Genomic DNA, 24658 nt, shown 5'->3' with positions numbered 1-24658 from the left:
GGGTCCCCACCATGAGTCCTGCGCCCTTTCGCGTCCGCCCGCGTACCGCCCCGGAGGCCCACCGCGCCAACTCCCTCCACCCCGGCGCCTGGTGGCTCTGGGCGCTCGGCCTGGGCACCGCCGCGTCCCGTACGACGAACCCGCTGCTGCTCGGTCTGCTGATCGGCGTCGCGGGCTATGTCGTCGCCGCGCGCCGCATCGAGGCGCCCTGGGCCCGCTCCTACGGCGCGTTCGTGAAGATCGCCCTGGTGGTGATCGGCATCCGGCTGGTGTTCGCGGTGTTCCTCGGGTCGCCTATCCCCGGCACGCAGGTCCTGGTCACGCTGCCCGAACTGCCGCTGCCCGACTGGGCGCAGGGCATGCGGATCGGCGGCCGGGTGACCGCCGAGGGCCTGGTGTTCGCGCTGTACGACGGGCTGAAGCTGGCCACGCTGCTGATCTGCGTCGGCGCCGCGAACGCGCTCGCCAACCCGGCACGGCTCCTGAAGTCCCTGCCGGGCGCCCTGTACGAGGCCGGGGTCGCCGTCGTCGTCGCGATGACGTTCGCGCCGCAACTCATCGCCGATGTACGGCGCCTGCGGTCCGCGCGCCGGCTGCGGGGGCGCCCCGACCGGGGGCTGCGCGGGCTGCTCCAGGTCGGACTGCCGGTCCTGGAGGGCGCGTTGGAGCGGTCCGTGGCGCTGGCGGCGGCGATGGACGCGCGCGGTTACGGGCGCAGCGCCGAAGTGCCGACCGCCGTGCGCCGTACCACCGCCGTCCTCACCCTCGGCGGTCTGCTCGGTGTCTGCGCCGGGACGTACGGGCTGCTCGCCACGGACGGCGCGGGCTACGCGCTGCCGTTGCTGCTCGCCGGGGTCGCCGCCGCGCTCGGCGGACTGTGGCTGGGCGGGCGCCGCTCGATCCGTACCCGGTACCGGCCCGACGCGTGGGGGGTGCGGGCGTGGCTGGTCGCCGGATCGGGCGCGGTCGTCGCGGCGGCGCTGATCCGGGGCGGGGCCGTGGACCCGGCGGCCCTGCACCCGGGGGTCGTGCCGCTGAGCGTCCCGGAGTTGCCGCTCTGGTCGGCCGTGGTCCTCGTCGGTCTGCTGCCCGCGTTCGTCACCCCGGCCCCCACCCCTTCGCCGCCGCCCCCGTCGATCACCGCCCGCTCCGAGGAGACCTCATGATCCGCTTCGAGGATGTCTCCGTCACCTACGACGGCGCCGGTGAACCGACCGTGCGTGGCGTCGACTTCACCGTGCCGGAAGGCGAACTCGTGCTGCTCGTCGGCCCGTCCGGGGTCGGCAAGTCCACCCTGCTCGGCGCCGTGAGCGGTCTCGTACCGCACTTCACCGGCGGCACCCTGCGGGGCCGGGTCACCGTGGCGGGCCGGGACACGCGGACCCACAAGCCGCGTGAACTCGCCGATGTCGTCGGCACGGTCGGCCAGGACCCGCTGGCGCACTTCGTGACGGACACCGTCGAGGACGAACTCGCCTACGGCATGGAGTCGTTGGGGATCGCCCCGGACGTGATGCGGCGGCGCGTCGAGGAGACCCTCGATCTGCTGGGGCTCGCCGAGCTGCGGGACCGGGCCATCGCCACGCTGTCCGGCGGGCAGCGGCAGCGGGTCGCGATCGGCTCGGTCCTCACCCCGCATCCGAGGGTCCTGGTCCTGGACGAGCCGACGTCCGCGCTCGACCCGGCCGCCGCCGAAGAGGTCCTCGCCGTGCTGCAACGGCTGGTGCACGACCTGGGTACGACGGTCCTGATGGCGGAGCACCGGCTCGAACGGGTCGTGCAGTACGCGGACCAGGTAATGCTTCTCGCGGCGCCGGGCGCCCGTCCGGTCCTCGGCGCGCCCGCCGAGGTGATGGCCGGATCGCCGGTGTATCCGCCGGTGGTCGCCCTGGGCCGGCTCGCGGGCTGGTCACCGCTGCCGCTGACGGTGCGGGACGCACGGCGCCGGGCGGGCGGGCTGCGGGAACGCCTGGCGACGGCGACGCCCCCATCGGTACCGGCACCCGTCGGCGGGAACCCCGTGGCGGACGTCTCCCGGCTCACCGTCCGGCACGGCCGGGTCGAGGCCCTGCGCGGGGTCGGGTTCTCCCTCGCCCCGGGTGAGACGGTCGCGCTGATGGGCCGCAACGGCGCCGGAAAGTCCACCCTGTTGTCCGCGCTGGTCGGCCTGGTCCCGCCCGCGTCCGGCTCCGTCCACGTCGGCGGCGCCGTGCCGCACCGAACGAGCCCCCGCGACCTGGTGCGCCACGTCGGCCTGGTCCCGCAGGAGCCGCGCGATCTGCTGTACGCGGACACGGTGGCCGCCGAGTGCGCGGCGGCCGACCGGGACGCGGGCGCGGACCCCGGTACCTGCCGGGCCCTGGTGTCCGAGCTGCTGCCGGGGATCGACGGCGCGACGCATCCGCGTGACCTGTCGGAGGGACAGCGCCTGGCGCTCGCGCTCGCCGTCGTGCTCACGGCCCGCCCGCCGCTGCTCCTGCTCGACGAGCCGACCCGGGGCCTGGACTACGCGGCGAAGGCCCGGCTGGTCACCCTGCTGCGCGCACTGGCCGCCGAGGGGCACGCGATCGTGCTCGCCACGCACGATGTGGAGCTGGCGGCCGAACTCGCCCACCGCGTGGTCATCCTCGCGGACGGCGAGATCGTCGCGGACGGCCCGACGCCCGAGGTCGTGGTGGCGTCGCCGTCCTTCGCGCCGCAGGTCACCAAAGTGCTCGCGCCCCAGCCGTGGCTCACGGTCACACAGGTGCGGGAGGCGCTGGCATGAGGGCGCGGGTCGCAGGCGCTCGTACGAGGCCACGGGTCGTCCGGCTGGGCCCGAGGTCCGTCGCCGCCCTCGGTCTGGTGAGCGCCGTCGGGGTCGCCGGTTTCGGCTGGCCCCTGATCGCGGGTCCCGGCTCCCAGCTCAGCGCCCACGCCCAGGACGCCCCCTGGCTGTTCGCGGCGCTGCTCGTGCTCCTGGTCGGGGTCGTCGCGGCCACCGTCTCGGAGTCCGGGCTCGGGCCCAAGGCGGTGGCGATGCTCGGGGTCCTGGCGGCTACCGGCGCGGCACTTCGGCCGCTGGGCGCGGGCACGGCGGGCATCGAGCCGATGTTCTTCCTGATGGTGCTGAGCGGCCGGGTCCTGGGGCCCGGCTTCGGATTCGTCCTCGGTTCGGTGACGATGTTCGCGTCCGCGCTGCTGACCGGGGGCGTCGGGCCGTGGATGCCGTTCCAGATGCTGGCGATGGGCTGGTTCACGCTCGGCGCGGGCCTGCTGCCGGGGCCCGAGCGGCTACGGGGACGCGGTGAGCTGCTGATGCTCGCGGTGTACGGGTTCCTGGCCGCGTTCGCGTACGGCACGGTCATGAATCTGGCGGGCTGGCCCTTCATGGGCGAGCTGACGTCGAGCGTCGCCTTCCACCCCGGGGACGCGGTGCACGCGAATCTGGTCCGCTTCCTCGCCTACTGCGCGGCGACCTCGCTCGGCTGGGACCTGGGCCGGGCGGCGCTCACGGTGGTGCTCACGGTGACGCTGGGCGCGACGGTGCTGAAGGCGTTGCGGCGGGCGACACGGCGGGCGGCGTTCGAGGCGCCGGTGGCTTTCGAGGGATCGGGGGTTGTCGAGGGGTCGGGGGCTTCAGAAGGATCGGTGGCCGACAAGGCGCCGGTGGCCGGCAAGGATCTCCAGCCCTGACCCGAGCGGCACATTTCACCCATTTCGGACACCGTGTCAGCGGCCTGCGTCACACCCCAACTCCCCTCCCTGCGACCCGCGTCACACTCCCCGCATCCGCTCCGTGGGCCCGCGCACGCGGTCCGTCACCGAACACACCCCGGCGCCGTGAGGCATCCCACAGCACTTCGGCCTTCCACTATCCGGGGCCGTAGCCCACAGGGTTGGCATGCTCGCGTCGCCGACGCCCCTGACCTGCGACTTGAGAGCCACGTCACACAGGGGGCCTTCCCGGCGAATGCGACTCCGACTAGTAAAAGGGGCGATTGCCGCGAGGGGGTCGGCTTTGCTTCTCTGGAGCAGTCGCACGGCGCCGACGTGCCCACCCGGGCCGCGGCGCCGACGCAGTCCCCGCGGTCCGTCCGCGGTCCCCGATGTACCGCGACGGCATCTGTCCCCCACCGGAAGGTCCGAAGTTGTCCGCCTCCCTGCTCCGCCGCATCGCGTCCCCGAAGAAGGCCCTCACCGGTGCCGCCGTCGCCGCTGTCGCCGCCGGCTCGGTGTTCGCCGCGGCTCCGGCCCAGGCCGCGGCCCCCGCCGCCACGCCCACCTCGGCGCAGTCGATCGCGAAGAAGCTGATCCCGGACGCCGCGCAGTACAACGCCTTCGACAAGATCGTGACCCACGAGAGCAACTGGAAGGTCACGGCCACCAACGCGTCCTCCGGTGCCTACGGCCTGGTCCAGGCGCTGCCGGCCTCGAAGATGGCCACGCACGGCAGCGACTGGAAGACCAACCCCGAGACCCAGATCAAGTGGGGCCTGGACTACATGAAGCAGCGCTACGGCAGCCCCGCAGCCGCGTGGAGCTTCTGGCAGGCCAACGGCTGGTACTGAGCCGCGCCCCCCGCACAGACGCAGGCGGCGGCACCCTGACACCCCGGGTGTCGCCGCCTGACCCATTTCCCGTGGTCCCGGTCGCGCCCCGCGCGCCGGGACCATGTGCGCGTCCGGGGGAGAGCACCATGTCGGTTTGCACATCTCAGGAGGCGCGACATGGCCACGGCGGTCGGCGGTACGGACGAACCGAATCCATCGAGCATCGAGTCGCGGGGGCTGCGGCTGCCGTTGGTGCTCGGTGCGCTGACGGTCGTCAGTGGACTCATCGACGCCGTCAGCTATCTCGGCCTCGGCCATGTCTTCACCGCGAACATGACCGGCAACGTGGTCGTCCTCGGTTTCGCCGCCGCCGGCGCGCCGGGCTTCTCGGCCACGCACTCACTGGTGTCGCTCGGCGCGTTCCTGGTCGGTTCGGTGGTCGGCGGCCGGTGCGTCCTGCGGTTCAGCGAGGGTTCACGGCGTACCTGGATGCGGACGGTCCTGGCGTGCGAGGCGGTCCTGGTCGGCGCGTCGGCGGTCATCGCGTACGCGGCCCCCGACGCGCGCGGCACCGTCTTCGCGCTGATCGCGGTGACGGCGGTCGCGATGGGCCTGCGCAACGCCACCGTACGGAAGTTGGGCGTGGCCGACATGACGACGACCGTGCTCACCATGGCCCTGACCGGTCTGGCCGCCGACTCCTGGCTGGGCGGCGGCAAAAGCATCCACACGCTGCGGCGCGCGGGCTCGGCCCTGGCGTTGCTGGCGGGCGCGCTGCTCGGCGCGTGGCTGGTCCTGAACCACGGTCTGGGGCTGCCGTTGCTGGTGGCCGCGCTGATCGCGGCGGCACTCGCCGTGACGGCCTCGGGCCGACTCTGACACCGGACCGACTCTGACACCGGGCCGCGTCTGCACCTGCGTCTGCGTCCACGTCCGCGTCACAGCCGCTGGATGATCGTCCCCGTCGCCAGGGCGCCGCCCGCGCACATCGTGATCAGCGCGAACTCCTTGTCGCGGCGCTCCAGTTCGTGCAGCGCGGTCGTGATGAGCCGGGCCCCCGTGGCGCCGACCGGATGTCCGAGGGCGATGGCGCCGCCGTTGACATTGACCTTCTCCAGGTCCTGACCGAAGACCTGGGCCCAGCTCAACACCACTGAGGCGAAGGCTTCGTTGATCTCGATCAGGTCGATGTCCTTGAGGGTCATGCCGGCCTTGCCGAGGACCGCGCGGGTCGCGTCGACCGGCCCGTCGAGGTGGAAGTGCGGATCGGAGCCGACGAGTGCCTGGGCGACGATCCGTGCGCGCGGGCGAAGCTTGAGGGCCCGCGCCATCCGCTTGGACGCCCACATGATCGCGGATGCGCCGTCCGAGATCTGCGAGGAGTTGCCCGCGGTGTGGACGGCCGTCGGCATCACCGGCTTGAGCCGGCCCAGGGCCTCCATCGAGGTGTCACGCAGCCCTTCGTCCCGGTCCACGAGCCGCCACATGCCCTGCCCGGCGGCCTGTTCCGTCTCGGTGGTCGGCACCTGCACGGCGAACGTCTCGCGTTTGAACCGCTCCTCGGCCCAGGCGACGGCGGCCCGCTCCTGCGAGATCAAGCCGAGCGAGTCGACGTTCTCGCGGGTCAACCCCCGGTGCCGCGCGATGCGTTCGGCGGCCTCGAACTGGTTGGGCAGGTCCACGTTCCACTCGTCGGGCGCCGGTTTGCCGGGGCCGTGCTTGGAGGCGGAGCCGAGCGGCACCCGGGACATGGCCTCGATCCCGCAGGAGATGCCGATGTCGATGACTCCGGCCGCGATCATGTTGGCGGTCATGTGCGACGCCTGCTGCGAGGAGCCGCACTGGCAGTCGACGGTGGTCGCCGCGGTCTCGTAGGGCAACCCCATGGTGAGCCACGCGGTGCGGGCCGGGTTCATGGACTGCTCACCCGCGTGGGTGACCGTGCCGCCGACGATCTGCTCGACGCAGTCCGGCTGGATGCCGGTACGGCCGAGGAGTTCCCGGTAGGTCTCGCCCAGCAGATAGGCGGGGTGAAGATTGGCGAGCGCCCCTCCCCGCTTGCCGATGGGGGTCCGTACGGCTTCGACGATGACGGGTTCAGCGGCCATGAGCGCGTCCTCTCTCCACATCCCGCGGGGCGTGCGGTGACCCACGACAGAACTAGTACGCGTTCTAGTTCTGTGAGAAGTCTCGTTGCGTAACCCCCGGCACGCAAGGGTCGTGCACGCATCTCGCGGTACGGCGTGCGCAACAGATCCCGCCGCGCCCCTTGCGAGTTGTAGAACCGGTTACTACCTTTCCAGCAACTTCTGATGGACCGTCACTTTCTGATAGATCGTCACTATCCGTCATCGCCTTGATGGTCCATCGACTTACGGTGAAACAGCTGGAGTTGCCGATGTCCTGCCCCGCGCTGTCCGAAGGGTTCGACTTCACGGATCCCGATCTGCTCCACCACCGAGTGCCGCTGCCGGAGTTCGCCGCGCTCCGGGAGTCCGAACCGGTCCGGTGGATCGCCCAGACCCCCGGCATCTCGGGCTTCCAGGACGCCGGTTACTGGGCCGTCACCCGGCACGCGGACGTCAAGTACGTCTCCACGCACCCGGAACTCTTCTCCTCGCACCTCAACACCGCCGTGATCCGCTTCAACGAGACCATCAGCCGCGACCAGATCGAGGTCCAGCGGCTGATCATGCTCAACATGGACCCGCCCGAGCACACCCGGGTCCGGCAGATCGTGCAGCGCGGTTTCACCCCGCGCGCGATCCGCTCCCTGGAGGACACCCTGCGCGCCCGCGCCCGCTCCATCGTGGAGACGGCGCTGAGCCAGGCGGGCCCGGACGGCGCCTTCGACTTCGTCACCAACGTCGCCGTGGAACTGCCGCTCCAGGCCATCGCCGAACTGATCGGCGTCCCGCAGGAGGACCGCTCCAAGATCTTCGACTGGTCCAACAAGATGGCCGCGTACGACGATCCGGAGTACGCGATCACCGAGGAGGTCGGCGTCGAGGCCGCCGCCGAACTCGTCTCGTACGCGATGAATCTCGCCGCGGCCCGCAAGGAGTGCCCGGCCAAGGACATCGTGTCGCAGCTCGTGGCCGCCGAGGACGAGGGCAACCTCGGCTCCGACGAGTTCGGGTTCTTCGTGATCCTGCTCGCCGTCGCCGGCAACGAGACCACGCGTAACGCCATCACCCACGGCATGCACGCCTTCCTCACCCACCCCGACCAGTGGGAGCTGTACAAGCGCGAGCGCCCCGAGACCGCCGCCGAGGAGATCGTCCGCTGGGCGACGCCCGTCGTCTCCTTCCAGCGCACCGCCACCGAGGACACCGACCTGGGCGGGCAGCGCATCAGGAAGGGCGACCGCGTCGGCATGTTCTACTCCTCGGCGAACAACGACCCGGAGGTCTTCGAAGCCCCCGAGCGGTTCGACGTCCTGCGCGACCCGAACCCGCACCTCGGATTCGGCGGCGGCGGACCGCACTTCTGCCTCGGCAAGTCCCTCGCCACGCTGGAGATCAACCTCATCTTCAACGCGGTCGCCGACGCGATGCCCGATCTGCGGCTCATCGGTGAACCGCGCCGGCTCCGCTCCGCGTGGCTGAACGGCGTCAAGGAGCTACGGGTGTCCGGCGCCGCCTGACCCGATTCCGGCCCGACGCCCGACCCGCCAACCGCCCTGCCCTCAGCGGGCGTTGAGTTTGCCGTCGGACGAGGTCGCCTGACCGGGGATGGGCACACCCTCCCGCCCCGGTTCGGGCACCTTTTTGGACTGTTCCGGCAGCACGACACCTTCCGGCGCCCCTTCCGGCCTCTTCGCCTCCCCCGCCTCCTCCATCGCCGTGCGTGTCACGACCCGTGCCCTCGGTCCCGCCAGGAGATGACCGAGCCCGAAGCCCAGGGCGACCACGACCGCGCCGCCGACCGCGTCGAGGATCCAGTGGTTGCCGGTCGCGACGATCGCCGAGACGGTCAGCAGCGGATGCAGCAGCCCCAGGGCCTTCATCCACCACCGGCGCGCCAGGATCACGACGACGACACCGCACCACAGGGACCACCCGAAGTGCAGCGACGGCATCGCCGCGTACTGGTTGGTGACCGAGGTGAGGGTGCCGTAGTCCGGCTGCGAGAAGTCCTGGACGCCGTGCACCGTGTCGATGAACCCGAGGTCCGGCATCAGCCGGGGCGGGGCCAGCGGATAGAGCCAGAAGCCGAGCAGCGCGAGCACCGTGGCGAAGCCGAGTGCCGTGCGCGCCCAGCGGAAGTCGACGGGCCGCCGCATGTACAGGAAACCGAGGACCGTCAGCGGTACGAAGAAGTGGAAGGACGTGTAGTAGAAGTTGAAGAAGCTCTCCAGCCAGGGGACCTTCACCACCGCGTGGTTGATCCCGTACTCGATGTCGATGAAGAGGAACTTCTCGATCGAGTGGATCTGCTCCCCGTGCCGCTCGGCGGCGGGCCGGCCCCCGGCGGCGGCGATCCGCACCTGTGAGTAGGCGGAGTAGCCGACCCGGATCAGCAGCAGTTCGAGCAACAGGTTGGGCCGGCTCAGGACCCGTCGCCAGAACGGCAGCAGCGGCACCCGGCTCCAGCGCGCCGGTACGGGCGCCGCGTACACCGTGGGGACGGGGTCCCGGTAGTACGGCGAGGTCCGGGACAGGAATGGTACGAAGCAGGCGGCGGCGAGGGCCGCGAGGACCACGGCGTTGTCGCGCACCGGGACCAGCACCGTGATGTTCGGCAGCATCATCGTCGCGGGCAGCGTCATCACCAGGACCACCGCGACCGGCCACACCGGGCGGTCCGACGCGCGCTTGCCGACCCGGCCGACGACGGCGAGCAGTACCCACAGGAGTTGGTGCTGCCAGGTCGTCGGGGACACGACGACGGCGACACAGCCGGTGATGGCGACGGCGAGCAGCAACTGCCCGTCGGCCGCGTACCGCACGGCCCGGCGCAGACCGACCACGGCGACGGTGGCACCGATGACCAGGAACAGGCCCTGTTCCAGCGGTCCGCTCAGCCCGAACCGGAGCAGGACGCCGTGCAGGGACTGGTTGGCGAGCCCGTCGGGTTCGGCGCCGAGTCCTGCGCCCGCGAGATGGCGTATCCAGTACGCCCACGAGTCCTCGGCCATCGCGGCCCAGGCGAGGGCGGTGCAGGCGGCGAAGGTGATGCCGGAGGCGACGGCGGCTTTGCGGCGGCCGGTGAACCAGAGCAGCGGTGCGAAGAGCAGCACGGTGGGCTGGAGGGCGGCGCCGATGCCGATCAGGACACCGCTCGCGCGTTCCCCGCGCACGGCGAAGCAGCCGAGGAGGACGAGCAGGACGGGGATGATGCTGGTCTGGCCGAGGTGGAGGGTGTTGCGGACGGGCAGCGACAGGATCAGCAGACAGATCGCGACGGGCGCGGCGAGCAGGGAGGTACGACGCGAGACGGGGTGCGGCAGGGAGCGTGCGGCGACCAGACCGAGGACGACGACGAGCAGCAGTGTGCCGAACGTCCATGCCCAGCCCAGCGACTGTTCGGCGGACCGGGCGAGCGGCTTCAGGACGAGTCCCCCGAAAGGGGTACCCGTGAACTGGTCGGCGTCGTACAGCGACCCATTGACGTGCAGGACGCCGTTGGGTCCGACCCACGCCTCCAGATCGGTGAAGCGCTCTCCCGGTGGCTGCCGCAGGACTGCCGTGACCTGGCGCACCGCGAGCAGCGCTGCCATCAGCCAGAGGCCGGCGCGCACGGCCGCGATACGGGAGTTCACCGCCCCGGCCGGTCTCGCCAAGGCGTTCCCTGCTCCACCGTGCTCCGCATTCGCCACGCCGCGTCGGCCCTCCGCCCGTTCGTCACCGTGTCCGGCCCTGTCCCCGGGCCGGATCGTCAAAGGCTCGCACTGCCCCGGTGAAGAGACGCGGGCAACCCCCGATTCACCTGGCGGCCTCTTCACTTTTGAACGGATGACGATAGTGCGGGGAAGGTGCCGTTTTCTCCGTAAGGCGCGACACAGATCACAATCTGGCCAGCTCTGGCCCCTTTCGCGGTCGCTTCGGCGGACACCGCCCGGCTATATTCCTTAGCGAAACTACTTAGTCGTACTAATGACCACTTTTGGGGAGAGCCACCCATGACCGAGCAGCTGTGGACCGACGTCGACGCCTACTTCACCTCGTCCCTCGCCCCGGCGGACGAGCCCCTGGACGCGGCCCTGCGCGCCAGCGACGCCGCCGGACTGCCGCACATCAACGTCGCCCCGAACCAGGGCAAGCTGCTCCAGTTGCTCGCCCAGATCCAGGGCGCCCGGCGCATCCTGGAGATCGGCACGCTCGGCGGCTACAGCACCATCTGGCTGGCCCGCGCACTCCCCGCCGACGGCCGGCTGATCAGCCTGGAATACGACCCGGCACACGCCGACGTGGCCCGCCGCAACCTCGCCCACGCGGGGCTCGACACGATCGCCGAGGTACGGACGGGCGCGGCGCTCGACTCGCTGCCGGTCCTCGAAGCGGAGGGCGCGGGCCCGTTCGACCTGGTCTTCATCGACGCCGACAAGGTCAACAACCCGCACTATCTGGACTGGTCGGTGAAGCTGACCGCGCCTGGTTCCGTGATCGTCTGCGACAACGTGGTGCGCGGCGGCGCCGTCATCGACGCGGCGAGCACCGAGCCGAGCGTGCGGGGCACCCGTGCGCTGATCGAGCGGGTCGCCGCCCATCCGAAGCTGAGCGGCACCGCGATCCAGACGGTGGGCAGCAAGGGGTACGACGGGTTCGTCCTGGCCCGTGTGACCGACTGACCACCTCCGTGGCGCTCCGGTCCCCGGTCTCGGGTCCCCGGTCTCGGGTCCCCGGTGGGTCATATCTCGTGGTAGAAGCCCACGTTGACGCTGCGCGCGCTCGTCCGGTCCCGTACCACGACCTCGCCGGAGCCCCCGCGCGGCAGCGTCGCACACCCGCCGTGGACGAGCGGCTGCGCGGCTCCGCCCATCACGACCCATGCCTCGGACGACGGGTCGGGCTGGGAGCCGCGCAGCCAGGTGACGGTCCAGGTGCCGTCGGGTCCGCAGCGGAACTCCAGATGGGTGCGGGACACGAACAGCCAGTCGTCGGGCGTGGCCAGCCGGCACTGGGTCCGGTCGCGGCCGACGCGCAGCACCGCGCCCGGCTCGCTCGGCGCCTCGGCCATCAGCATGCCCGCGGTCGCACCCGCGTCGCCCTCCGCCACCGTGGCCATGGTCAGCTCCAGCACGTACGGCTCCTTCTTCCGGCCGGTTCGCCCGGCATGCCGTGGTCTTCCGTCGTCCTGAGTGGACTTCGGGAGCGTCGCACAGCCCACTGACATTCGTCTCCCGTCTGGGACAATGAGGGCATGACGGAGCGGAAACCCCCAGGTGTCAGCTTCGAGTCATGGGTCGACAAGCAGATCCGCGACGCGGAGGCCCGAGGCGAGTTCGCACGGTTGGCCGGAGCGGGCAAGCCGCTCGCCGCCACCGCGGACACGGCCTACGACGAACTGTGGTGGATCAAGGCGAAGATGGCCCGCGAGGGTCTCTCGCATCTGCCCCCTTCGCTCGCCCTGCGCAAGGAGGCGGAGGACGCGCTCGCGGCGGCCTATGAGGCGCCGTCCGAGGCGGCGGCCCGGCGGATCGTCGAGAAGGTCAATCCCAAGATCAAGGACATGATGCTGAAGCCGCAGCCGGGTCCGCCGCTGGGGATGAAGCCGTTCGATCCGGACAAGGTCGCCGCCGAATGGCACCGCAGGCACCCTCCGGAACCCTCGGCATAGCCCTTCGCCTGACCCTTCCGTTGAGCCCCGGTGTCGTGCCGCCCGGTCACACGGGCAGCGTGATCGCGGTCGCCGCGATGCCCTCGTGCACGATCCACCGGCCGTCGAACCGCGCGGGCAGCTCCGGCACGGTCCGCAGCAGCCGTGCCGTGAGCGTGCCCTCGGTCGGCGTCGCCGGGTGGAAGGTGATGTCGGCGTCGTGGAAGTCGAGTTCGATCCGGGTCAGCGGGAACCACGTCTTGAAGACGCTCTCCTTGGCGCTGAACAGCAACCGGTCCTCGTGCACCCCGACGGGCAACGGCCTCTCGCGCAGCCGTCTCAGCTCCGACGCGAGGGCGATCGAGTCGAGGATCCCGGACGGCAGCGGCGCGTTGGGTTCGGCGTCGATGCCCAGGCCCCGGAACTCCGTGGCGCGGGCGAGCGCGGCGGCCCGGTAGCCCGCGCAGTGCGTCATGCTGCCGACCACCCCGGCCGGCCAGCGGGGCACGCCGCGTGTTCCGTTGAGCACCGGCGCGGGCGGCAGTCCGAGGCCGCTCATGGCGCGCCGGGCACAGCCCCTGACCGCCGCGAACTCCCGTTGCCGGGACGGCACACTGGCCGCCACGAGCGCCTCCTCCTCGGGGAAGAGGGTGCCGGGCGGCGCGTCCTCGCGGGTGTCGGCGGACGAGACCGCGGCGGGCAGCAGCCGGCCGATCACACGGGGTCCGCGTCGGCCGACGCGTCGTACGGCAGGATCCGGCGCAGCAGGCCCCGGGGGTGCCCGCGTTTGCGCCACTCGCGGGGGTAGCCGATCGAGACCTCCTCGAAGCGGACGCCGTCGTGGACGGTGGTACGGGGGATGTGGAGATGGCCGTAGACGACGGCGGCGACGTTGAAGCGGGTGTGCCAGTCGGCGGTGAGTTCCGTACCGCACCACTGCGCGAACTCCGGGTACCAGAGCACCGATGTCGGTTGCCGGACCAGCGGCCAGTGGCCCGCGAGGACCAGCGGGAGTGCCGGGTCGTGGGCGGCGAGCCGGCGTTCGGTCAGCGCGACCCGGGCGCGGCACCAGTCGTCCCGGGTGGGATACGGGTCCGGGTGCAGCAGGAACTCGTCCGTGCACACCACTCCGGAGGCGTGCGCGGCGGCCAGCGACTCCTCCTTGGTCGCCGTACCGGGCGCCCGGAAGGTGTAGTCGTACAGCAGGAACAGCGGGGCGACCGCGACCGGTCCTTCCGGGCCGGGCCAGAGCGCGTAGGGGTCCTCGGGGGTGAGGATGTCCAGGCTTCGGCAGAGGTCGACCAGGTGCTCGTAGCGTGCCTGGCCGCGCAGGGGCGCCGGGTCCTCGCGCGGGGTCCACAGCTCGTGGTTGCCGGGGGTCCAGATCACCCGTGAGAAGCGGCGGGCGAGCAGGTCGAGGGCCCAGGTGATGTCGTCGAAGCGTTCGGCGACGTCACCCGCGACGATCAGCCAGTCCTCGTCCGAATCCGGCCGCAGGGACTCCACGATGGGCCGGTTGTCCCGCATGGCGACGTGCAGGTCGCTCACCGCGAGGAGAGCACCGGTCGGTGCCGCCATCGCAACCCCCCTTCGCCGTCGTACCGGGCGACGACGCTCTGGGAGCGTAACCGCGTCCCGCCACGGCGATCAACGAGAAGACCGCCAGTCCTCGCACCCATCTCCCGGCCGCCCTTCTCCGACCTCTCCTCTGACCTCAGACCCTCTCCCCTCGGACCTCTTCGACCACGCCCGCCGCCATCAGTTCCTCCAGCCAGCGGGCGAGCATCATCCGTACCCAGAGCACGTCCATCGCCCAGATTCCGCCGAGGGCGTGCGCGGTCGCGTCGAGATGCCAGTCGTGCTGCTGCAACGCGATCCACATCGCCGTACCGCCGGGCCCGCACGAGAACGTCTCGTGGCGCGCCGCGCACAGCAGGGTCAGCCGCCCTTCGGTGTCGAGCCGGGAGACGACATCGGGTACGGGCCGTACGTTCCGTAACAACTCGTCGTGTTCCATGGCAAGTCCCTCAAATATCGATGACATGGCCTGAACTGGTCGTTACCGTCGGGTAGTGTCGCGCCTGTCCCGATGGGACGCACAGCCTCGTGTACGTGCTCCGGCCGCCGGAAGGCGGCGCGCCGACATCACGGAAGTGGGGGCGGTCATTCAGATCACCGTGCCGCGCACCGGACGTTGCTTGCTGCTGCCGTCGTGCGGGCGTTCCGCGTCGCAGCCGCACATCTCGGCGTTGAGATCCTTGACGAGCGTGACCAGGTCGGTGGGGCGGCCGGGTCCCCACCAGTCGCCGAGCATTTCGGCGAGCGATTCCTCGCGGGCCCGGGACAGCGCGGCGGCGACCTCGCGGCCCTCGTCGGTGAGGATCAGCGGAAGCCCTTCGCGCACGGCGAGACGGCGCTCCTCGACCTGCCGGGCCGCGTTGGTGATGACGTCGAGCGGGACGGAGCTGCGTTCGGCCAGGAGCGCGGGTTCCGCCGAACCGAACCGGTTGATGCGCAGCAGCAGCCAACTCGCCGCCGGCAGCAGGTCGTAGCCGGCCCGTTCGGTGATCGTCCGGTAGATCTCGCGGCGGCCCTCGCGGGTGCCGAGCAGGGACAGGGCGCGTGCCACCTCGTCGCGCGAGGAGCGTTGTACGGGGTTACTGGCCAGGGTCTCGGTCGCGTCGGGCGCCCGCACCGAGCCGCGCAGCGGGTCCTCGCGCATGAACCAGGCGAGGAAGAAGGCGAGCAGCGCGACCGGGGCCGCGTACAGGAAGACATCGGTGATCGACGACGCGTAGGCGTGGATGACCGGTGGGCGCAGGAGGGGCGGGAGTTGGGCGATGCCGCGCGGGTCGGACTTGAGCGAGTCGACGCCGACGCCGGGCGGCAGCGACTGCCCCGCGAGCGCGTCGGTGAGTTTGCCGCCGAGCCGGCCGGCGAAGATCGAACCGAAGATGGCCACGCCGAACGACGCCCCGATGGACCGGAAGAAGGTGGCCCCGGAGGTCGCGACGCCGAGGTCCTCGTAGGAGACCGCGTTCTGCACGATGAGCACCAGGACCTGCATCACCAGGCCGAGGCCCAGGCCGAAGACGAAGAAGTAGGCACTCATCTCGGCCGTGCTGCTCGACTCGTCGAGCCGGTGCAGCAGGAGCAGCCCGATCGTGGTGATGCCGGTGCCGGCTATGGGGAACACCTTCCAGCGGCCGGTGCGGCTGACGATCTGTCCGGACAGCGTGGACGACAGGAGCAGCCCGACGACCATCGGCAGCATGTGCACGCCGGACATGGTCGGCGAGATGCGGTGTACGACCTGGAGGAACGTCGGCAGATAGGTCATCGCCCCGAACATCGCGAAGCCGACGACGAAGCTGATGACCGCGGCCAGGGTGAAGGTGCGGATCCGGAACAGCTTGAGCGGCAGCACCGGTTCGGGCGCCCGCCGCTCCACGCTCACGAACCAGCCCGCCAGGAGCACCCCGAGCGCGGCGAGCCCGATGACCTGGGTCGAGTTCCAGTCCCAGGTGGTGCCGCCGAGCGAGGCCACGAGCACCAGACAGGTCGCGACGGAGGCGATGAGGAAGGTGCCCAGATAGTCGATGGTGTGCCGGGTGGCGCGGCGCGGGATGTGCAGATACGCGGCGATGACGGCGAGCGCGATCACCCCGATCGGCAGGTTGACGTAGAACACCCAACGCCAGCTCAGATGCTCCGTGAACACCCCGCCGAGCAGCGGCCCGAGCACACTCGTCGCACCGAACACCGCGCCGAACAGGCCCTGGTACTTACCGCGTTCACGCGGCGCCACGATGTCGCCGACGATCGCCATCGACAGCACGATCAGCCCACCGCCACCGAGCCCCTGCAACGCCCGGAAGCCGATGAGCTGCGACATGTTCTGCGCCACACCGCAGAGCGCCGAGCCGATCAGGAAGATCACGATCGCGTACTGGAACAGCCGCTTGCGGCCGTACTGGTCGCCGAGCTTGCCCCACAGCGGCGTCGCCGCCGTCGACGCCAGCAGATACGCCGTGACCACCCAGGAGAGGTGTTCCAGACCGCCGAGGTCGCTGACGATCGTCGGCAGCGCCGTGGAGACGATGGTCTGGTCGAGGGCGGCGAGCAGCATTCCGAGGAGCAGCGCGCCGATCGACACCAGAACGCCGCCCTGGATGCGGTCCTCATCCTTGCCGGAGCGTGCGGCGTGCGTACCGCTCGCCCGGTGAGCGCTCTGGGCCATGGACACCTCCTGAGACCGTCCCGAGGCTTTCCGCACCTCCATCGTGATCGGTATGCCCCGTTATGGCCTGTTGACGCACTCACCCCGGCGCTGGGCTCGGGGGCGCGGTGTCTGCATAATCGGCGGTGTTCTCAGGGGAGGGGACCCAAAACGGTGAACGGACAGATATGTCCAGAATGCGGTACGGCACGGGGCCCGGGGGGCGCCCACGGCTGTACCTGCGCGCAGCGCGCGTCCGACGCGCTGCGGGAGACGAGAACGGCGGAGACCGCGGCGGCGGAGGACTACGACCCGCTCCGGGTACGTCCCTATGTGTCGCTGCCGGATCCCGACGAGTTGGACCCTTCGGGTGGCGGGAGCGCGCCGCTGACTCCGGCCGGGCCGCTGCCACCGCTGGCGGATCCGCCGGAGCCGGCGGCGCCGCCTCAGGGGGCCGAGGGGCTCGGGGGGTTCGGGGGTCCTGGGGTGTCTGCGGGTCCTGGAGTGTCTGCGGGTCCTGGGGGGCCTGCGGGACTTGGGGGTCCCGTGGGGAGCGCACCCGGGGGCCCGCTCGCACAGCCGCCCGAGAGCCCCGGCCCCCGCTCCCGGCGCCGCCGTCTCGCGCTGGTCGCCGCGTCCGGCGCCACGGTGGCCGTGGTCGGGGCCGCCGCCTTCGCGAGCGGCCTGTTCTCCTACGAGAAGCCCCGGCATGAGGACACGGCGCTGCCCGACACCCCGCGCAGCGCCCCGGACACCGCGGAACCGGAACCGTCGTCACCGTCGGCGTCCGCCCGGTCCTCCGCCCCGGCTCCGGCGAATCCGTCGCCGCCCGCGCCGTCGGGCACTCGGAGCGGATCGCCCTCGTCGTCGCCCTCGTCGTCACCGTCGCCGAACAGCTCGGCCCCGTCCACGCCCTCGTCGCCCGCACCGTCGACCGCGAAGGCCGGCGGATCCACGGCACCGCAGCCGCCGGCGCCACCGGCTCCCGACGAGACGCTGCGCCGGGGTGACGAGGGTCCCGAGGTCCAGCGGCTCCAGGAGCGCCTGCGCCAACTCCGCCTCTACTCCGGCCGGATGAACGGCGTCTACAGCTCCCGGGTCGAAGAGGCCGTCGCGCGCTACCAGTGGGCGCGCGGCATCGACGAGGAGTCGGGCGTGTACGGCCCGAAGACGCGGCGGAGCCTGGAGTCGGAGACGTCGTACCGCTGACCCGTGCGGGGGCCCGCGGCGCCTGAACCGACGCGCGGGGCCCGCGGCGACTCAGCCGATGTGCGGAGGCGCGGGGCGACTCAGCCGATGTGCGGAGGCCCGCGGCGACTCAGCCGATGTGCAGGCGCACCGGTCCTTCGGGGGTGCGCTCGACGCGTACGCGCGTCAGGTCGTCCACCTGGACCGTGGGGCCGTAGGCCGCCGCGCGGGGGCCGATGCCGATCACGCGCATTCCGGCGGCACGTCCGGCGGCGATGCCCGCCTCGGAGTCCTCGAAGACGACGCAGTCGGCGGGGTCGACACCGAGTTCGGCCGCGCCCTTGAGGAAGCCCTCGGGGTGCGGCTTGCTCTCGCCGACCGACTCGGCGGTGATGTAGGTCTCAGGAATGGCCAGATCGGCGGCATCCATCCGCGATCTGGCCAACTCCAGCGTCGCGGAGGTCACCAGCGCGTGCGGCACACCCACGAGCGAGGCGAGGAATTCCGGTGCGCCCTCGATGGGCACGACGCCGTCGATGTCGGCGGTCTCCTCGGCGAGCATCAGCTCGTTCTCGGCGTAGTTCTCGGCCATGGGACGGTCCGGGAGCAGTACCGCCATGGACGCGTAGCCCTGCCGGCCGTGGACGACGCGGATGACCTCGTCGAAGTCCAGGCCGTGCCGGTGGGACCAGCGCCGCCAGCATCGCTCCACCACGGCATCCGAGTTCACGAGGGTGCCGTCCATGTCGAGCAGCAGGGCGCGGGCGGTCAGGACAGGGGTGGCCGACATCGGCAGGCTCCAGAAAGCTCCGGAAAGAAGCGGAAGGAAAGGGCAAGCGGTCCGGGTGAAGGTGGTCCGGGTCAAGGTGGTCCCGCCCGCCGGTCAGGGTGAGCGGACGGAACCACTTTGTTTCTCAACGATACAAAAAGACCGCTCAGCCCGCCACCGCCTCGTACAGACTCCACCCACCGAGCGCCAGCATCAGCGCCGCCGCGATCTTGGTGATGAGCCCCAGCGGCACCCGCTTCATCAGGGCCTTGCCGCCGACGATACCCAGGCCCGCGACCGCCCACAGGGCCAGTACGGCGCCGATCCCGACGGAGAGCGGATTGCCGTAACGAGCCGCGAGGTTCGCCGTCATGATCTGGGTGAGATCCCCGAACTCGGCGATCAGGATGACCATGAAGCCCGCGGCGGACACCCGCCAGAAGCTCTGATCCTTGGGCCGGCGCACCTCTTCCTCGCCGTCGACCTTCTTCAGGAGCAGCACCGCGGCGCCACCGATGAAGAGGACACCGGTGATGACACTCAGCAGCCGGCCGGGCAGCAGGGTCAGCACGCTGCCCGCCGCGACGGCGAGCGCGACATGGACGGCGAAGGCCGCGGCGACCCCTACGAAGACGTACAAGCCGCGATACCGCGTACCGAGGACGAGTCCGGCGAGCGCGGTCTTGTCGGGCAGTTCGGCCAGGAAGACAACGCCGAAGACGACCGCCATCACGCTGAAGCTGATCAAGATCCCTCAAGGCGAAGAGCTACTCCCCTGAATACCGCCCTCATGGTACGGGACATCTCGGACACCCCGGACGGCCCCCAGGAGTAGGGGCGGCTCCCCAGAGGCGAACGGCGCCCCCGCGCGACGTGATCCGCGCCACACCCGACCCCCGAACCCACCCCCCTTTTCTCCCCTTATTTCAACTCCCTTGTTCACCCACACACATGACTTCTCGACAGGCCCCTTGATGTGACGTGCGCATGACCCCACCCTGTTACCTGTCGCCCACCCCCCGGAAACCCTCGAACGCCACCATGGCCGGGTTCGAGCGGCCAATACACCCCCACATCAAGGGAGTTCGCATGTCAGGTGTCTACGCGCGTCGACTGTCCGGTTCCTCCCGTCGCCGTCGGCTCGGCGTACTCGGCGCCCTCACCGCCGCCATGTCCGCCGTCGCGCTCCTCACCGGCCCGCCCGCGCAGGCCGCACCCCCCACCCCCGTCAGTGCGGCCACCGCCCGTACGTACCTCTCCTCGCTCACCGTCCAGGCCCCGGGCTCCTCGACCGGTTACAGCCGTGACCTGTTCCCGCACTGGATCACCCAGTCCGGTACCTGCAACACCCGTGAGGTCGTCCTCAAGCGCGACGGCTCCAACGTCCAGCAGGACTCCAGCTGTGCCGCCGTGTCCGGCACCTGGTACTCCGAGTACGACGGCGCCACCTGGTCCGCCGCGTCCGACGTCGACATCGACCACGTCGTCCCGCTGTCCGAGGCGTGGAAGTCGGGGGCCAACAGCTGGACCACCGCCAAGCGCCAGGGCTTCGCCAACGACCTGACCCGCCCGCAGCTCATCGCCGTCACCGACAGCGTCAACCAGTCCAAGGGCGACAAGGACCCGGCCGCCTGGCTCCCGTCGCGTACCTCCTACCGCTGCACGTACGCCCGTATGTGGGTGCACGTGAAGTACTACTACAACCTCACGGTCGACTCGGCCGAGAAGAGCGCGCTCCAGTCCATCCTCAACGGCTGCTGACGCTCCCCGGCGTCCGCTGACACTCTCCGGCGGCTCCTGACCGGAACCACCACACCGGCCTCCGTCGTTCCGTACCGTACGGGGCGACGGAGGAGGGTGATCACCGTGGCGAAGCTGCGTCTGGGGCCACTGCTGAGGTATGTGGACGGCTCGTCCGCGACGGTCTGGGTCGAGGCGGGCCGTCCGTGCTCCGCCGAGGTGCGCTGCGCGGACGGCACGGGAGGTGTGACGCGCACCTTCCAGATCGCGGGGCATCACTACGCCCTCATACCGGTGGAAGGGCTCACGCCGGGGACGTCCACGGCGTACGAGGTACTGCTCGACGGGGTCCGGGTGTGGCCGCCGGCCGACTCCCGGTTTCCGGCGTCGGTGATCCGTACGCCGGGTGGAGGACCGGGCGAGGGCGGGTCCGGTGACGCGGGTGACACCGGTGACGCCGGTGACGCGGGCAGGTCCGGTGACGCGGGTGACGCCGGTGATCGGGCCGTTCGGGTGTCGTTCGGGTCGTGCCGCTGGGCCGCGCCGCCCGCCGGGGGCCATGATCCGGTGGGCCCCGACGCCCTGGACACCCTCGCGGCGCGCCTCGCCGCGAACCCCGACGCCGAGTGGCCCGATGTCCTGCTGCTCCTCGGTGACCAGGTGTACGCCGACGAGACCTCCGAGGCCACGCGCCGCTGGATCGCCGCCCGCCGCGATCTCGCCGAACCCCCGGGCAGCCAGGTCGCGGACTACGAGGAGTACACCCGCCTCTACTACGAGTCCTGGCTCGACCCCGAGGTCCGCTGGCTGCTGTCCACCGTGCCCAGTTGCATGATCTTCGACGACCACGACGTGATCGACGATTGGAACACCAGCGCCTCCTGGCTGGCCTCGATGCGGGCGACCCCCTGGTGGAACGAGCGCATCCTCAGCGGTCTGATGTCCTACTGGGTCCACCAGCACCTCGGCAATCTCCCACCCGCCGACCTCGCCGCCGACCCGCTCTACGCGGCGGTGCGCGCGACCCCCGACGGCACCGACGCGCTGCGCGCCTTCGCCGCCCGCGCCGACGCCGAACCCGCGTCGACCCGTTGGAGCTACCGCCGGGACTTCGGCCGGGTCCGGCTGCTGATGATCGACACCCGCGCCGCCCGCGTCCTGGACGAGGACCGGCGGGCCATGCTCGACCCGGACGAGGCGGCCTGGGTACGGGCCCAGGCCCTGGACACGCCCGGTTCGTACGACCACCTCCTGATCGGTACGTCACTGCCCTGGCTGCTGCCGCCGCTGATCCATGACGCCGAGGCGTGGAACGCCGCGCTGTGCGGGGGGTCGCGCGGCGGTCGCTGGGCCCGGTTCGGCGAAAAGCTACGCCGCAGGGCCGACTTGGAGCACTGGGCCGCGTTTCCGTCGTCCTTCCGGGCCCTGACCGACCTCATCGCCGAGGCCGGATCGGGACCGGACGCTCCGGCGTCGATCTGCGTACTGTCCGGTGACGTCCACCACGCGTATGTCGCGGAGCCGTCGTCGTGGCCGGGCGGTACGGGGACTTCCAGTACGGGACTTGGCGGTACGGGGGCTTCCAGTACGGGAGTTGGCGGTACGGGGCCTGCCCGTACGGGATCTGGGGGTACGGGGCCTGACGCGCGGGTGTTGCAGTTGACCTGTTCCCCCGTGCACAACTCGATCCCCCGATATATCGAGTTCGGATTCCGCTTCGGCTGGAGCCGTGTCGGCCAGGCACTCGGTCGGCGTATCGCCCGCCATGGCCGCGCGGGCGAACCGGGTCTCGCCTGGGCCAGGACGGGCGGCCCTTGGTTCGGCAACCAGCTCATGACCCTGACCCTGCGCGGCCGTTCGGCGTCACTGCGGCTGGACCAGGCGCGGGAGGTGGGGGGCGGCGAGGCACGGCTGGAGACGGTGGAGGAGTTGGCGGTGACGGGCTGACGGGACTGCGGGACTGCGGGGCTACGGGGCTACGGGGCTACGGGGCTACGGGGCTACGGGGGGCGCTTACCGGGGTGGGGGCTCGGGTGAGCCATGGCCAAATGTTGAACTTGCAAGCACTGATAAGGCGCTCCTAATCTGGGCCCACTCGGTTAGTCCCCCACCCAACCGAAGGAGCCCCCCACCATGACTGGACGTCTCAACAGCGCCCAGCCCTATGCCCTCGGGCTGTTCCGCATCGTGATCGGTCTGCTCTTCGCCTGCCACGGCGCCGCCTCGCTCTTCGGCGTCCTCGGCGGCGCGGCGGGCGGCGGCACCATCCCCGCCGGCACCTGGCCCGGCTGGTACGCGGCCCTGATCCAGCTCGTCGGCGGCACCCTGATCATGCTCGGCCTCGGCACCCGCGCCGCCGCCCTCGTCTCATCCGGGTCGATGGCGTACGCGTACTTCAAGGTCCACCAGCCCGAGGCGCTCTGGCCGATCCAGAACAGCGGTGAGGCCGCGGCGATGTTCTGCTGGGCCACGCTGCTGTTCGTCTTCACGGGGTCGGGCGCCTTCGGCCTCGACCGCCTGTTCTCCGGACGCCTGGAGAACGCCGGGCAGGCGCGCGACCGGGAGACGGTCACGGTCTGACCCTTCGCCTCAGGTATCCCCAGGTATCCGGTCGCCCGGGTACCTGGGGAAGCCGGTGCCGACCCAATGCGGACGGCGGCCGGGTGAACGTCGCCCGGCGAACTCCTGAGCCCCCGGTGGATCTCCGGCCCGCCATCCCGCGTACGCTGTATGGCTGTCACCAGGCCGCCCCTGCCGCTCCCCCGCGACATCGCGGCATCGTCTGCCGAACGGGGAGTTCCGGTGCTGGAGAGTGTGGGGTCGCTGACCGGCAGCCCTTGGATCTACGCGGTCGTGGCCCTCTCGGTCTTGTGTGACGTGTTCCTGCCGGTCCTGCCGAGCGGTGTCCTGGTGATCGCGACCGCGACGGCCGCCGCCGCCGGCTCGGGCGCCGCGTCGGGGCGGGTCCCGCACGAGGTGCCGGACATGCTGGTACTGACCCTGTGCGCGGCGACCGCCTCGGTACTCGGTGACCTGGTCGCGTACCGTCTGGCCCGACGCGGGGGCGCACGCCTCGACCGCGCCATCGCCCGTTCCCGCCGGCTGACCCGGGCCCAGGAGCACCTCGGCGCGGCCCTCGCCCGGGGCGGCGGCGCCCTGGTCGTGATCGCCCGCTTCGCCCCCGCGGGACGCTCGGTCGTCTCACTGGCCGCGGGCGCCGCCCACCGTACGATCCGCGAATTCCTCCCCTGGTCCGCGCTCGCGGGCATCGCCTGGGCCGCGTACAGCGTCGGCCTCGGCTACTTCGGCGGCCAGTGGCTGGGCGCGACCTGGCTCGCCACCGGGGTCTCCCTGCTCGCGCTTTTCGCGGCGGGGGCCGGGGCGGCCTATGTCATACGGAGGCCGGTGGCGGCCACCGGGTGACATCCGGGGGCCGGTGACATCTGGGGGCCGGTGACATCTGAGGGCCGGGTGCCGAGTGGCACTCTTCCCTCCCTCCGGCACCGGATGAGGGTTCAGCTCGCCGCTGCCCGGCCGCCGGCGGCCTGTCCCCGTACCTCCAGACCGTCGAGCAACTCGGCGGTCGCTTCGGCGATGGCCTCCACGGCACGCTCGAAGACCTCGCGATTGTGCGCGGCCGGAGCCCGGAACCCCGACACCTTCCGTACGTACTGAAGCGCGGCGGCGCGGATGTCCTCCTCGGTGGCCTCTTCGGGGAGCACGGGCGGACGGAGAGTCTTGATGCTGCGGCACATGCGTCAAGTGTCTCCCCTGGCACCCCTTTCGTGTGAAGCCCCGGGGAAGTCCCAGGATTGACTCGCAACACAAAATCGAACAGGCGTAGCATTACCGCGTGGCTGCGACCTATGACTTCCCGAGCGATCTCCTCGCTGGCCAGGAGGAGCTGCGTCAGATACGGACCGAGCTTCTGGAACTGCTCAAGCGTCTGCCCTGGTCGGTGGAGCCCCTCGACGGCTTCAGCGACGACAACGGCTGGCGCAAGGTCGAACGCCCCGCCTCCCCCGGCTGGACCCCCGACGAACAGGCCCAGGTGGAGAAACTCCGTGAACGCGAGCGCGAACTGGCGATCTTCATCACCTGCCACCGCTACTGGACCGACCTCATCGGCCCCGACACCGTGAACGCCCGGATGAGCCTGAAACACACAGGCCCGCCACCGGCTGCCGAGACGGTGACCGCGTCCGCCGACCTGTGGCTTGTGACCTGTGACCTGTGGCCTTTGGCCGCGCACCGGTGACTTTGTCCGCCGCGCACTGCCGACCGGCGACCGGCGACCGGCGACCGGCGACCGGCGACCGGCGACCGATGCGAAACGACGAAGGCCCCCAGCCATCTTGGGTTCTAGTGATCGTCGCAACACCGATCCAGATTCAGGCGGTCAGTAGATCACGTAGGCGCTCGGCTGGGTTATCCCAGTCGAGCGTCTTG

The 24658-nt window shown here is 71.1% G+C and carries 24 protein-coding genes; 14 read left to right on the top strand and 10 right to left on the bottom strand.

Annotated elements, in window-relative coordinates:
- Window positions 1-11: 11 nt before the first annotated feature.
- The 5 genes from ACFVT5_RS34835 (at window position 12) to ACFVT5_RS34815 (ending at window position 5411) form a co-directional block, all read left to right on the top strand.
- Complete coding sequence (locus ACFVT5_RS34835) at window positions 12-1166, top strand: energy-coupling factor transporter transmembrane component T (protein ID WP_389896453.1); 1155 nt, start codon at window positions 12-14, stop codon at window positions 1164-1166.
- A complete protein-coding gene (locus tag ACFVT5_RS34830) occupies window positions 1163-2767 on the top strand; it encodes an ABC transporter ATP-binding protein (protein ID WP_389896451.1) in 1605 nt (534 codons plus the stop codon). The genes ACFVT5_RS34835 and ACFVT5_RS34830 overlap by 4 nt, the downstream gene beginning before the upstream one ends.
- On the top strand, window positions 2764-3675 hold the full coding sequence (locus ACFVT5_RS34825) for an ECF transporter S component (RefSeq protein ID WP_389896448.1): 912 nt from the start codon (window positions 2764-2766) through the stop codon (window positions 3673-3675). The genes ACFVT5_RS34830 and ACFVT5_RS34825 overlap by 4 nt, the downstream gene beginning before the upstream one ends.
- Window positions 3676-4130: 455 nt before the next feature.
- Entirely contained in the window at window positions 4131-4550 is a 420-nt protein-coding gene (locus tag ACFVT5_RS34820; RefSeq protein ID WP_389896446.1) for a transglycosylase SLT domain-containing protein, read from the top strand.
- Between the two features lie 159 nt (window positions 4551-4709).
- Window positions 4710-5411, top strand: coding sequence for a YoaK family protein (locus ACFVT5_RS34815; RefSeq protein WP_389896444.1), 702 nt, complete (start codon window positions 4710-4712; stop codon window positions 5409-5411).
- A gap of 59 nt (window positions 5412-5470) precedes the next feature.
- Here ACFVT5_RS34815 and ACFVT5_RS34810 read toward each other — a convergent pair whose 3' ends face one another.
- On the bottom strand, window positions 5471-6640 hold the full coding sequence (locus ACFVT5_RS34810) for a steroid 3-ketoacyl-CoA thiolase (RefSeq protein ID WP_389896442.1): 1170 nt from the start codon (window positions 6638-6640) through the stop codon (window positions 5471-5473).
- A gap of 290 nt (window positions 6641-6930) precedes the next feature.
- On the opposite strand from ACFVT5_RS34810, the gene ACFVT5_RS34805 reads away from it, so the two are divergent.
- A complete protein-coding gene (locus tag ACFVT5_RS34805; protein WP_389896972.1) occupies window positions 6931-8178 on the top strand; it encodes a cytochrome P450 in 1248 nt (415 codons plus the stop codon).
- A 42-nt stretch (window positions 8179-8220) separates the two neighbouring features.
- On the opposite strand, the gene ACFVT5_RS34800 is transcribed toward ACFVT5_RS34805, so the two are convergent.
- Window positions 8221-10353: a bifunctional glycosyltransferase 87/phosphatase PAP2 family protein gene (locus ACFVT5_RS34800; RefSeq protein ID WP_389896440.1), complete on the bottom strand. Its 2133-nt coding sequence runs from the start codon at window positions 10351-10353 to the stop codon at window positions 8221-8223.
- 303 nt (window positions 10354-10656) lie between these two features.
- Here ACFVT5_RS34800 and ACFVT5_RS34795 point away from each other — a divergent pair, with 303 nt between their 5' ends.
- Window positions 10657-11325 (top strand): O-methyltransferase, encoded by a 669-nt coding sequence (locus ACFVT5_RS34795; protein WP_389896437.1) that lies wholly within the window; start codon window positions 10657-10659, stop codon window positions 11323-11325.
- Between the two features lie 59 nt (window positions 11326-11384).
- Here the strand turns inward: ACFVT5_RS34795 and ACFVT5_RS34790 are convergent, their stop codons facing one another.
- Window positions 11385-11777 carry a hypothetical protein gene (locus ACFVT5_RS34790; RefSeq protein ID WP_389896434.1) on the bottom strand — a complete coding sequence of 131 codons (393 nt, stop codon included), beginning with the start codon at window positions 11775-11777 and terminating at the stop codon, window positions 11385-11387.
- A 120-nt stretch (window positions 11778-11897) separates the two neighbouring features.
- On the opposite strand from ACFVT5_RS34790, the gene ACFVT5_RS34785 reads away from it, so the two are divergent.
- On the top strand, window positions 11898-12314 hold the full coding sequence (locus tag ACFVT5_RS34785) for a DUF1992 domain-containing protein (protein ID WP_389896431.1): 417 nt from the start codon (window positions 11898-11900) through the stop codon (window positions 12312-12314).
- Between the two features lie 46 nt (window positions 12315-12360).
- Here the strand turns inward: ACFVT5_RS34785 and ACFVT5_RS34780 are convergent, their stop codons facing one another.
- The 4 genes from ACFVT5_RS34780 to ACFVT5_RS34765 all read right to left on the bottom strand — a co-directional run bounded on the left by ACFVT5_RS34780 (window position 12361) and on the right by ACFVT5_RS34765 (window position 16533).
- Window positions 12361-13011, bottom strand: coding sequence for a 4'-phosphopantetheinyl transferase (locus tag ACFVT5_RS34780; protein ID WP_389896429.1), 651 nt, complete (start codon window positions 13009-13011; stop codon window positions 12361-12363).
- Window positions 13008-13871, bottom strand: a complete 864-nt coding sequence (locus tag ACFVT5_RS34775) for a metallophosphoesterase family protein (protein ID WP_389896426.1) — start codon at window positions 13869-13871, stop codon at window positions 13008-13010. Before ACFVT5_RS34775 ends, ACFVT5_RS34780 begins: the two co-directional genes overlap by 4 nt.
- A 136-nt stretch (window positions 13872-14007) precedes the next feature.
- Window positions 14008-14310, bottom strand: coding sequence for a PqqD family protein (locus ACFVT5_RS34770; RefSeq protein WP_389896424.1), 303 nt, complete (start codon window positions 14308-14310; stop codon window positions 14008-14010).
- 150 nt (window positions 14311-14460) lie between these two features.
- Window positions 14461-16533 carry a DHA2 family efflux MFS transporter permease subunit gene (locus ACFVT5_RS34765; protein WP_389896421.1) on the bottom strand — a complete coding sequence of 691 codons (2073 nt, stop codon included), beginning with the start codon at window positions 16531-16533 and terminating at the stop codon, window positions 14461-14463.
- A gap of 525 nt (window positions 16534-17058) precedes the next feature.
- Between ACFVT5_RS34765 and ACFVT5_RS34760 the strand changes: the two genes are divergently transcribed.
- Window positions 17059-17721, top strand: a complete 663-nt coding sequence (locus ACFVT5_RS34760; RefSeq protein WP_389896419.1) for a peptidoglycan-binding protein — start codon at window positions 17059-17061, stop codon at window positions 17719-17721.
- A gap of 109 nt (window positions 17722-17830) precedes the next feature.
- Here the strand turns inward: ACFVT5_RS34760 and ACFVT5_RS34755 are convergent, their stop codons facing one another.
- Together ACFVT5_RS34755 and ACFVT5_RS34750 are read right to left on the bottom strand one after the other, a co-directional pair.
- Window positions 17831-18490, bottom strand: coding sequence for an HAD-IA family hydrolase (locus ACFVT5_RS34755; protein WP_389896417.1), 660 nt, complete (start codon window positions 18488-18490; stop codon window positions 17831-17833).
- A gap of 145 nt (window positions 18491-18635) precedes the next feature.
- On the bottom strand, window positions 18636-19217 hold the full coding sequence (locus ACFVT5_RS34750) for a TMEM165/GDT1 family protein (RefSeq protein WP_389896414.1): 582 nt from the start codon (window positions 19215-19217) through the stop codon (window positions 18636-18638).
- Between the two features lie 341 nt (window positions 19218-19558).
- Here ACFVT5_RS34750 and ACFVT5_RS34745 point away from each other — a divergent pair, with 341 nt between their 5' ends.
- The 4 genes from ACFVT5_RS34745 to ACFVT5_RS34730 all read left to right on the top strand — a co-directional run bounded on the left by ACFVT5_RS34745 (window position 19559) and on the right by ACFVT5_RS34730 (window position 23632).
- Window positions 19559-20230 carry an HNH endonuclease family protein gene (locus ACFVT5_RS34745; protein WP_389896411.1) on the top strand — a complete coding sequence of 224 codons (672 nt, stop codon included), beginning with the start codon at window positions 19559-19561 and terminating at the stop codon, window positions 20228-20230.
- A 105-nt stretch (window positions 20231-20335) separates the two neighbouring features.
- Entirely contained in the window at window positions 20336-22156 is a 1821-nt protein-coding gene (locus ACFVT5_RS34740; protein WP_389896408.1) for an alkaline phosphatase D family protein, read from the top strand.
- Window positions 22157-22342: 186 nt separating this feature from the next.
- Window positions 22343-22789 carry a DoxX family protein gene (locus ACFVT5_RS34735; protein ID WP_389896406.1) on the top strand — a complete coding sequence of 149 codons (447 nt, stop codon included), beginning with the start codon at window positions 22343-22345 and terminating at the stop codon, window positions 22787-22789.
- 222 nt (window positions 22790-23011) lie between these two features.
- Entirely contained in the window at window positions 23012-23632 is a 621-nt protein-coding gene (locus tag ACFVT5_RS34730) for a DedA family protein (RefSeq protein ID WP_389896403.1), read from the top strand.
- 92 nt (window positions 23633-23724) lie between these two features.
- On the opposite strand, the gene ACFVT5_RS34725 is transcribed toward ACFVT5_RS34730, so the two are convergent.
- Window positions 23725-23964 (bottom strand): DUF2277 domain-containing protein, encoded by a 240-nt coding sequence (locus ACFVT5_RS34725; RefSeq protein ID WP_389896400.1) that lies wholly within the window; start codon window positions 23962-23964, stop codon window positions 23725-23727.
- A gap of 98 nt (window positions 23965-24062) precedes the next feature.
- On the opposite strand from ACFVT5_RS34725, the gene ACFVT5_RS34720 reads away from it, so the two are divergent.
- The gene (locus tag ACFVT5_RS34720) at window positions 24063-24467 is read left to right on the top strand and encodes a hypothetical protein (protein WP_389896398.1); all 405 of its coding nucleotides are present in this window, start codon (window positions 24063-24065) and stop codon (window positions 24465-24467) included.
- Window positions 24468-24658: the final 191 nt, after the last annotated feature.

This window comes from Streptomyces sp. NPDC058001, from assembly GCF_042886315.1.
GTDB lineage: Bacteria > Actinomycetota > Actinomycetes > Streptomycetales > Streptomycetaceae > Streptomyces.
The sequence above is the reverse complement of the archived record's forward strand: the minus strand, read 5'-3'. Positions and strand labels throughout refer to the sequence as shown.

Coding starts and splice junctions, on each gene's coding strand:
- ACFVT5_RS34735 (WP_389896406.1), top strand. CDS start 22,343: ATGACTGGACGTCTCAACAGCGCCCAGCCCTATGCCCTCGGGCTGTTC.
- ACFVT5_RS34830 (WP_389896451.1), top strand. CDS start 1,163: ATGATCCGCTTCGAGGATGTCTCCGTCACCTACGACGGCGCCGGTGAA.
- ACFVT5_RS34755 (WP_389896417.1), bottom strand. CDS start 18,490: ATGTCGGCCACCCCTGTCCTGACCGCCCGCGCCCTGCTGCTCGACATG.
- ACFVT5_RS34765 (WP_389896421.1), bottom strand. CDS start 16,533: ATGGCCCAGAGCGCTCACCGGGCGAGCGGTACGCACGCCGCACGCTCC.
- ACFVT5_RS34775 (WP_389896426.1), bottom strand. CDS start 13,871: ATGGCGGCACCGACCGGTGCTCTCCTCGCGGTGAGCGACCTGCACGTC.
- ACFVT5_RS34785 (WP_389896431.1), top strand. CDS start 11,898: ATGACGGAGCGGAAACCCCCAGGTGTCAGCTTCGAGTCATGGGTCGAC.
- ACFVT5_RS34815 (WP_389896444.1), top strand. CDS start 4,710: ATGGCCACGGCGGTCGGCGGTACGGACGAACCGAATCCATCGAGCATC.
- ACFVT5_RS34805 (WP_389896972.1), top strand. CDS start 6,931: ATGTCCTGCCCCGCGCTGTCCGAAGGGTTCGACTTCACGGATCCCGAT.
- ACFVT5_RS34770 (WP_389896424.1), bottom strand. CDS start 14,310: ATGGAACACGACGAGTTGTTACGGAACGTACGGCCCGTACCCGATGTC.
- ACFVT5_RS34810 (WP_389896442.1), bottom strand. CDS start 6,640: ATGGCCGCTGAACCCGTCATCGTCGAAGCCGTACGGACCCCCATCGGC.
- ACFVT5_RS34745 (WP_389896411.1), top strand. CDS start 19,559: ATGTCAGGTGTCTACGCGCGTCGACTGTCCGGTTCCTCCCGTCGCCGT.
- ACFVT5_RS34725 (WP_389896400.1), bottom strand. CDS start 23,964: ATGTGCCGCAGCATCAAGACTCTCCGTCCGCCCGTGCTCCCCGAAGAG.
- ACFVT5_RS34825 (WP_389896448.1), top strand. CDS start 2,764: ATGAGGGCGCGGGTCGCAGGCGCTCGTACGAGGCCACGGGTCGTCCGG.
- ACFVT5_RS34835 (WP_389896453.1), top strand. CDS start 12: ATGAGTCCTGCGCCCTTTCGCGTCCGCCCGCGTACCGCCCCGGAGGCC.
- ACFVT5_RS34795 (WP_389896437.1), top strand. CDS start 10,657: ATGACCGAGCAGCTGTGGACCGACGTCGACGCCTACTTCACCTCGTCC.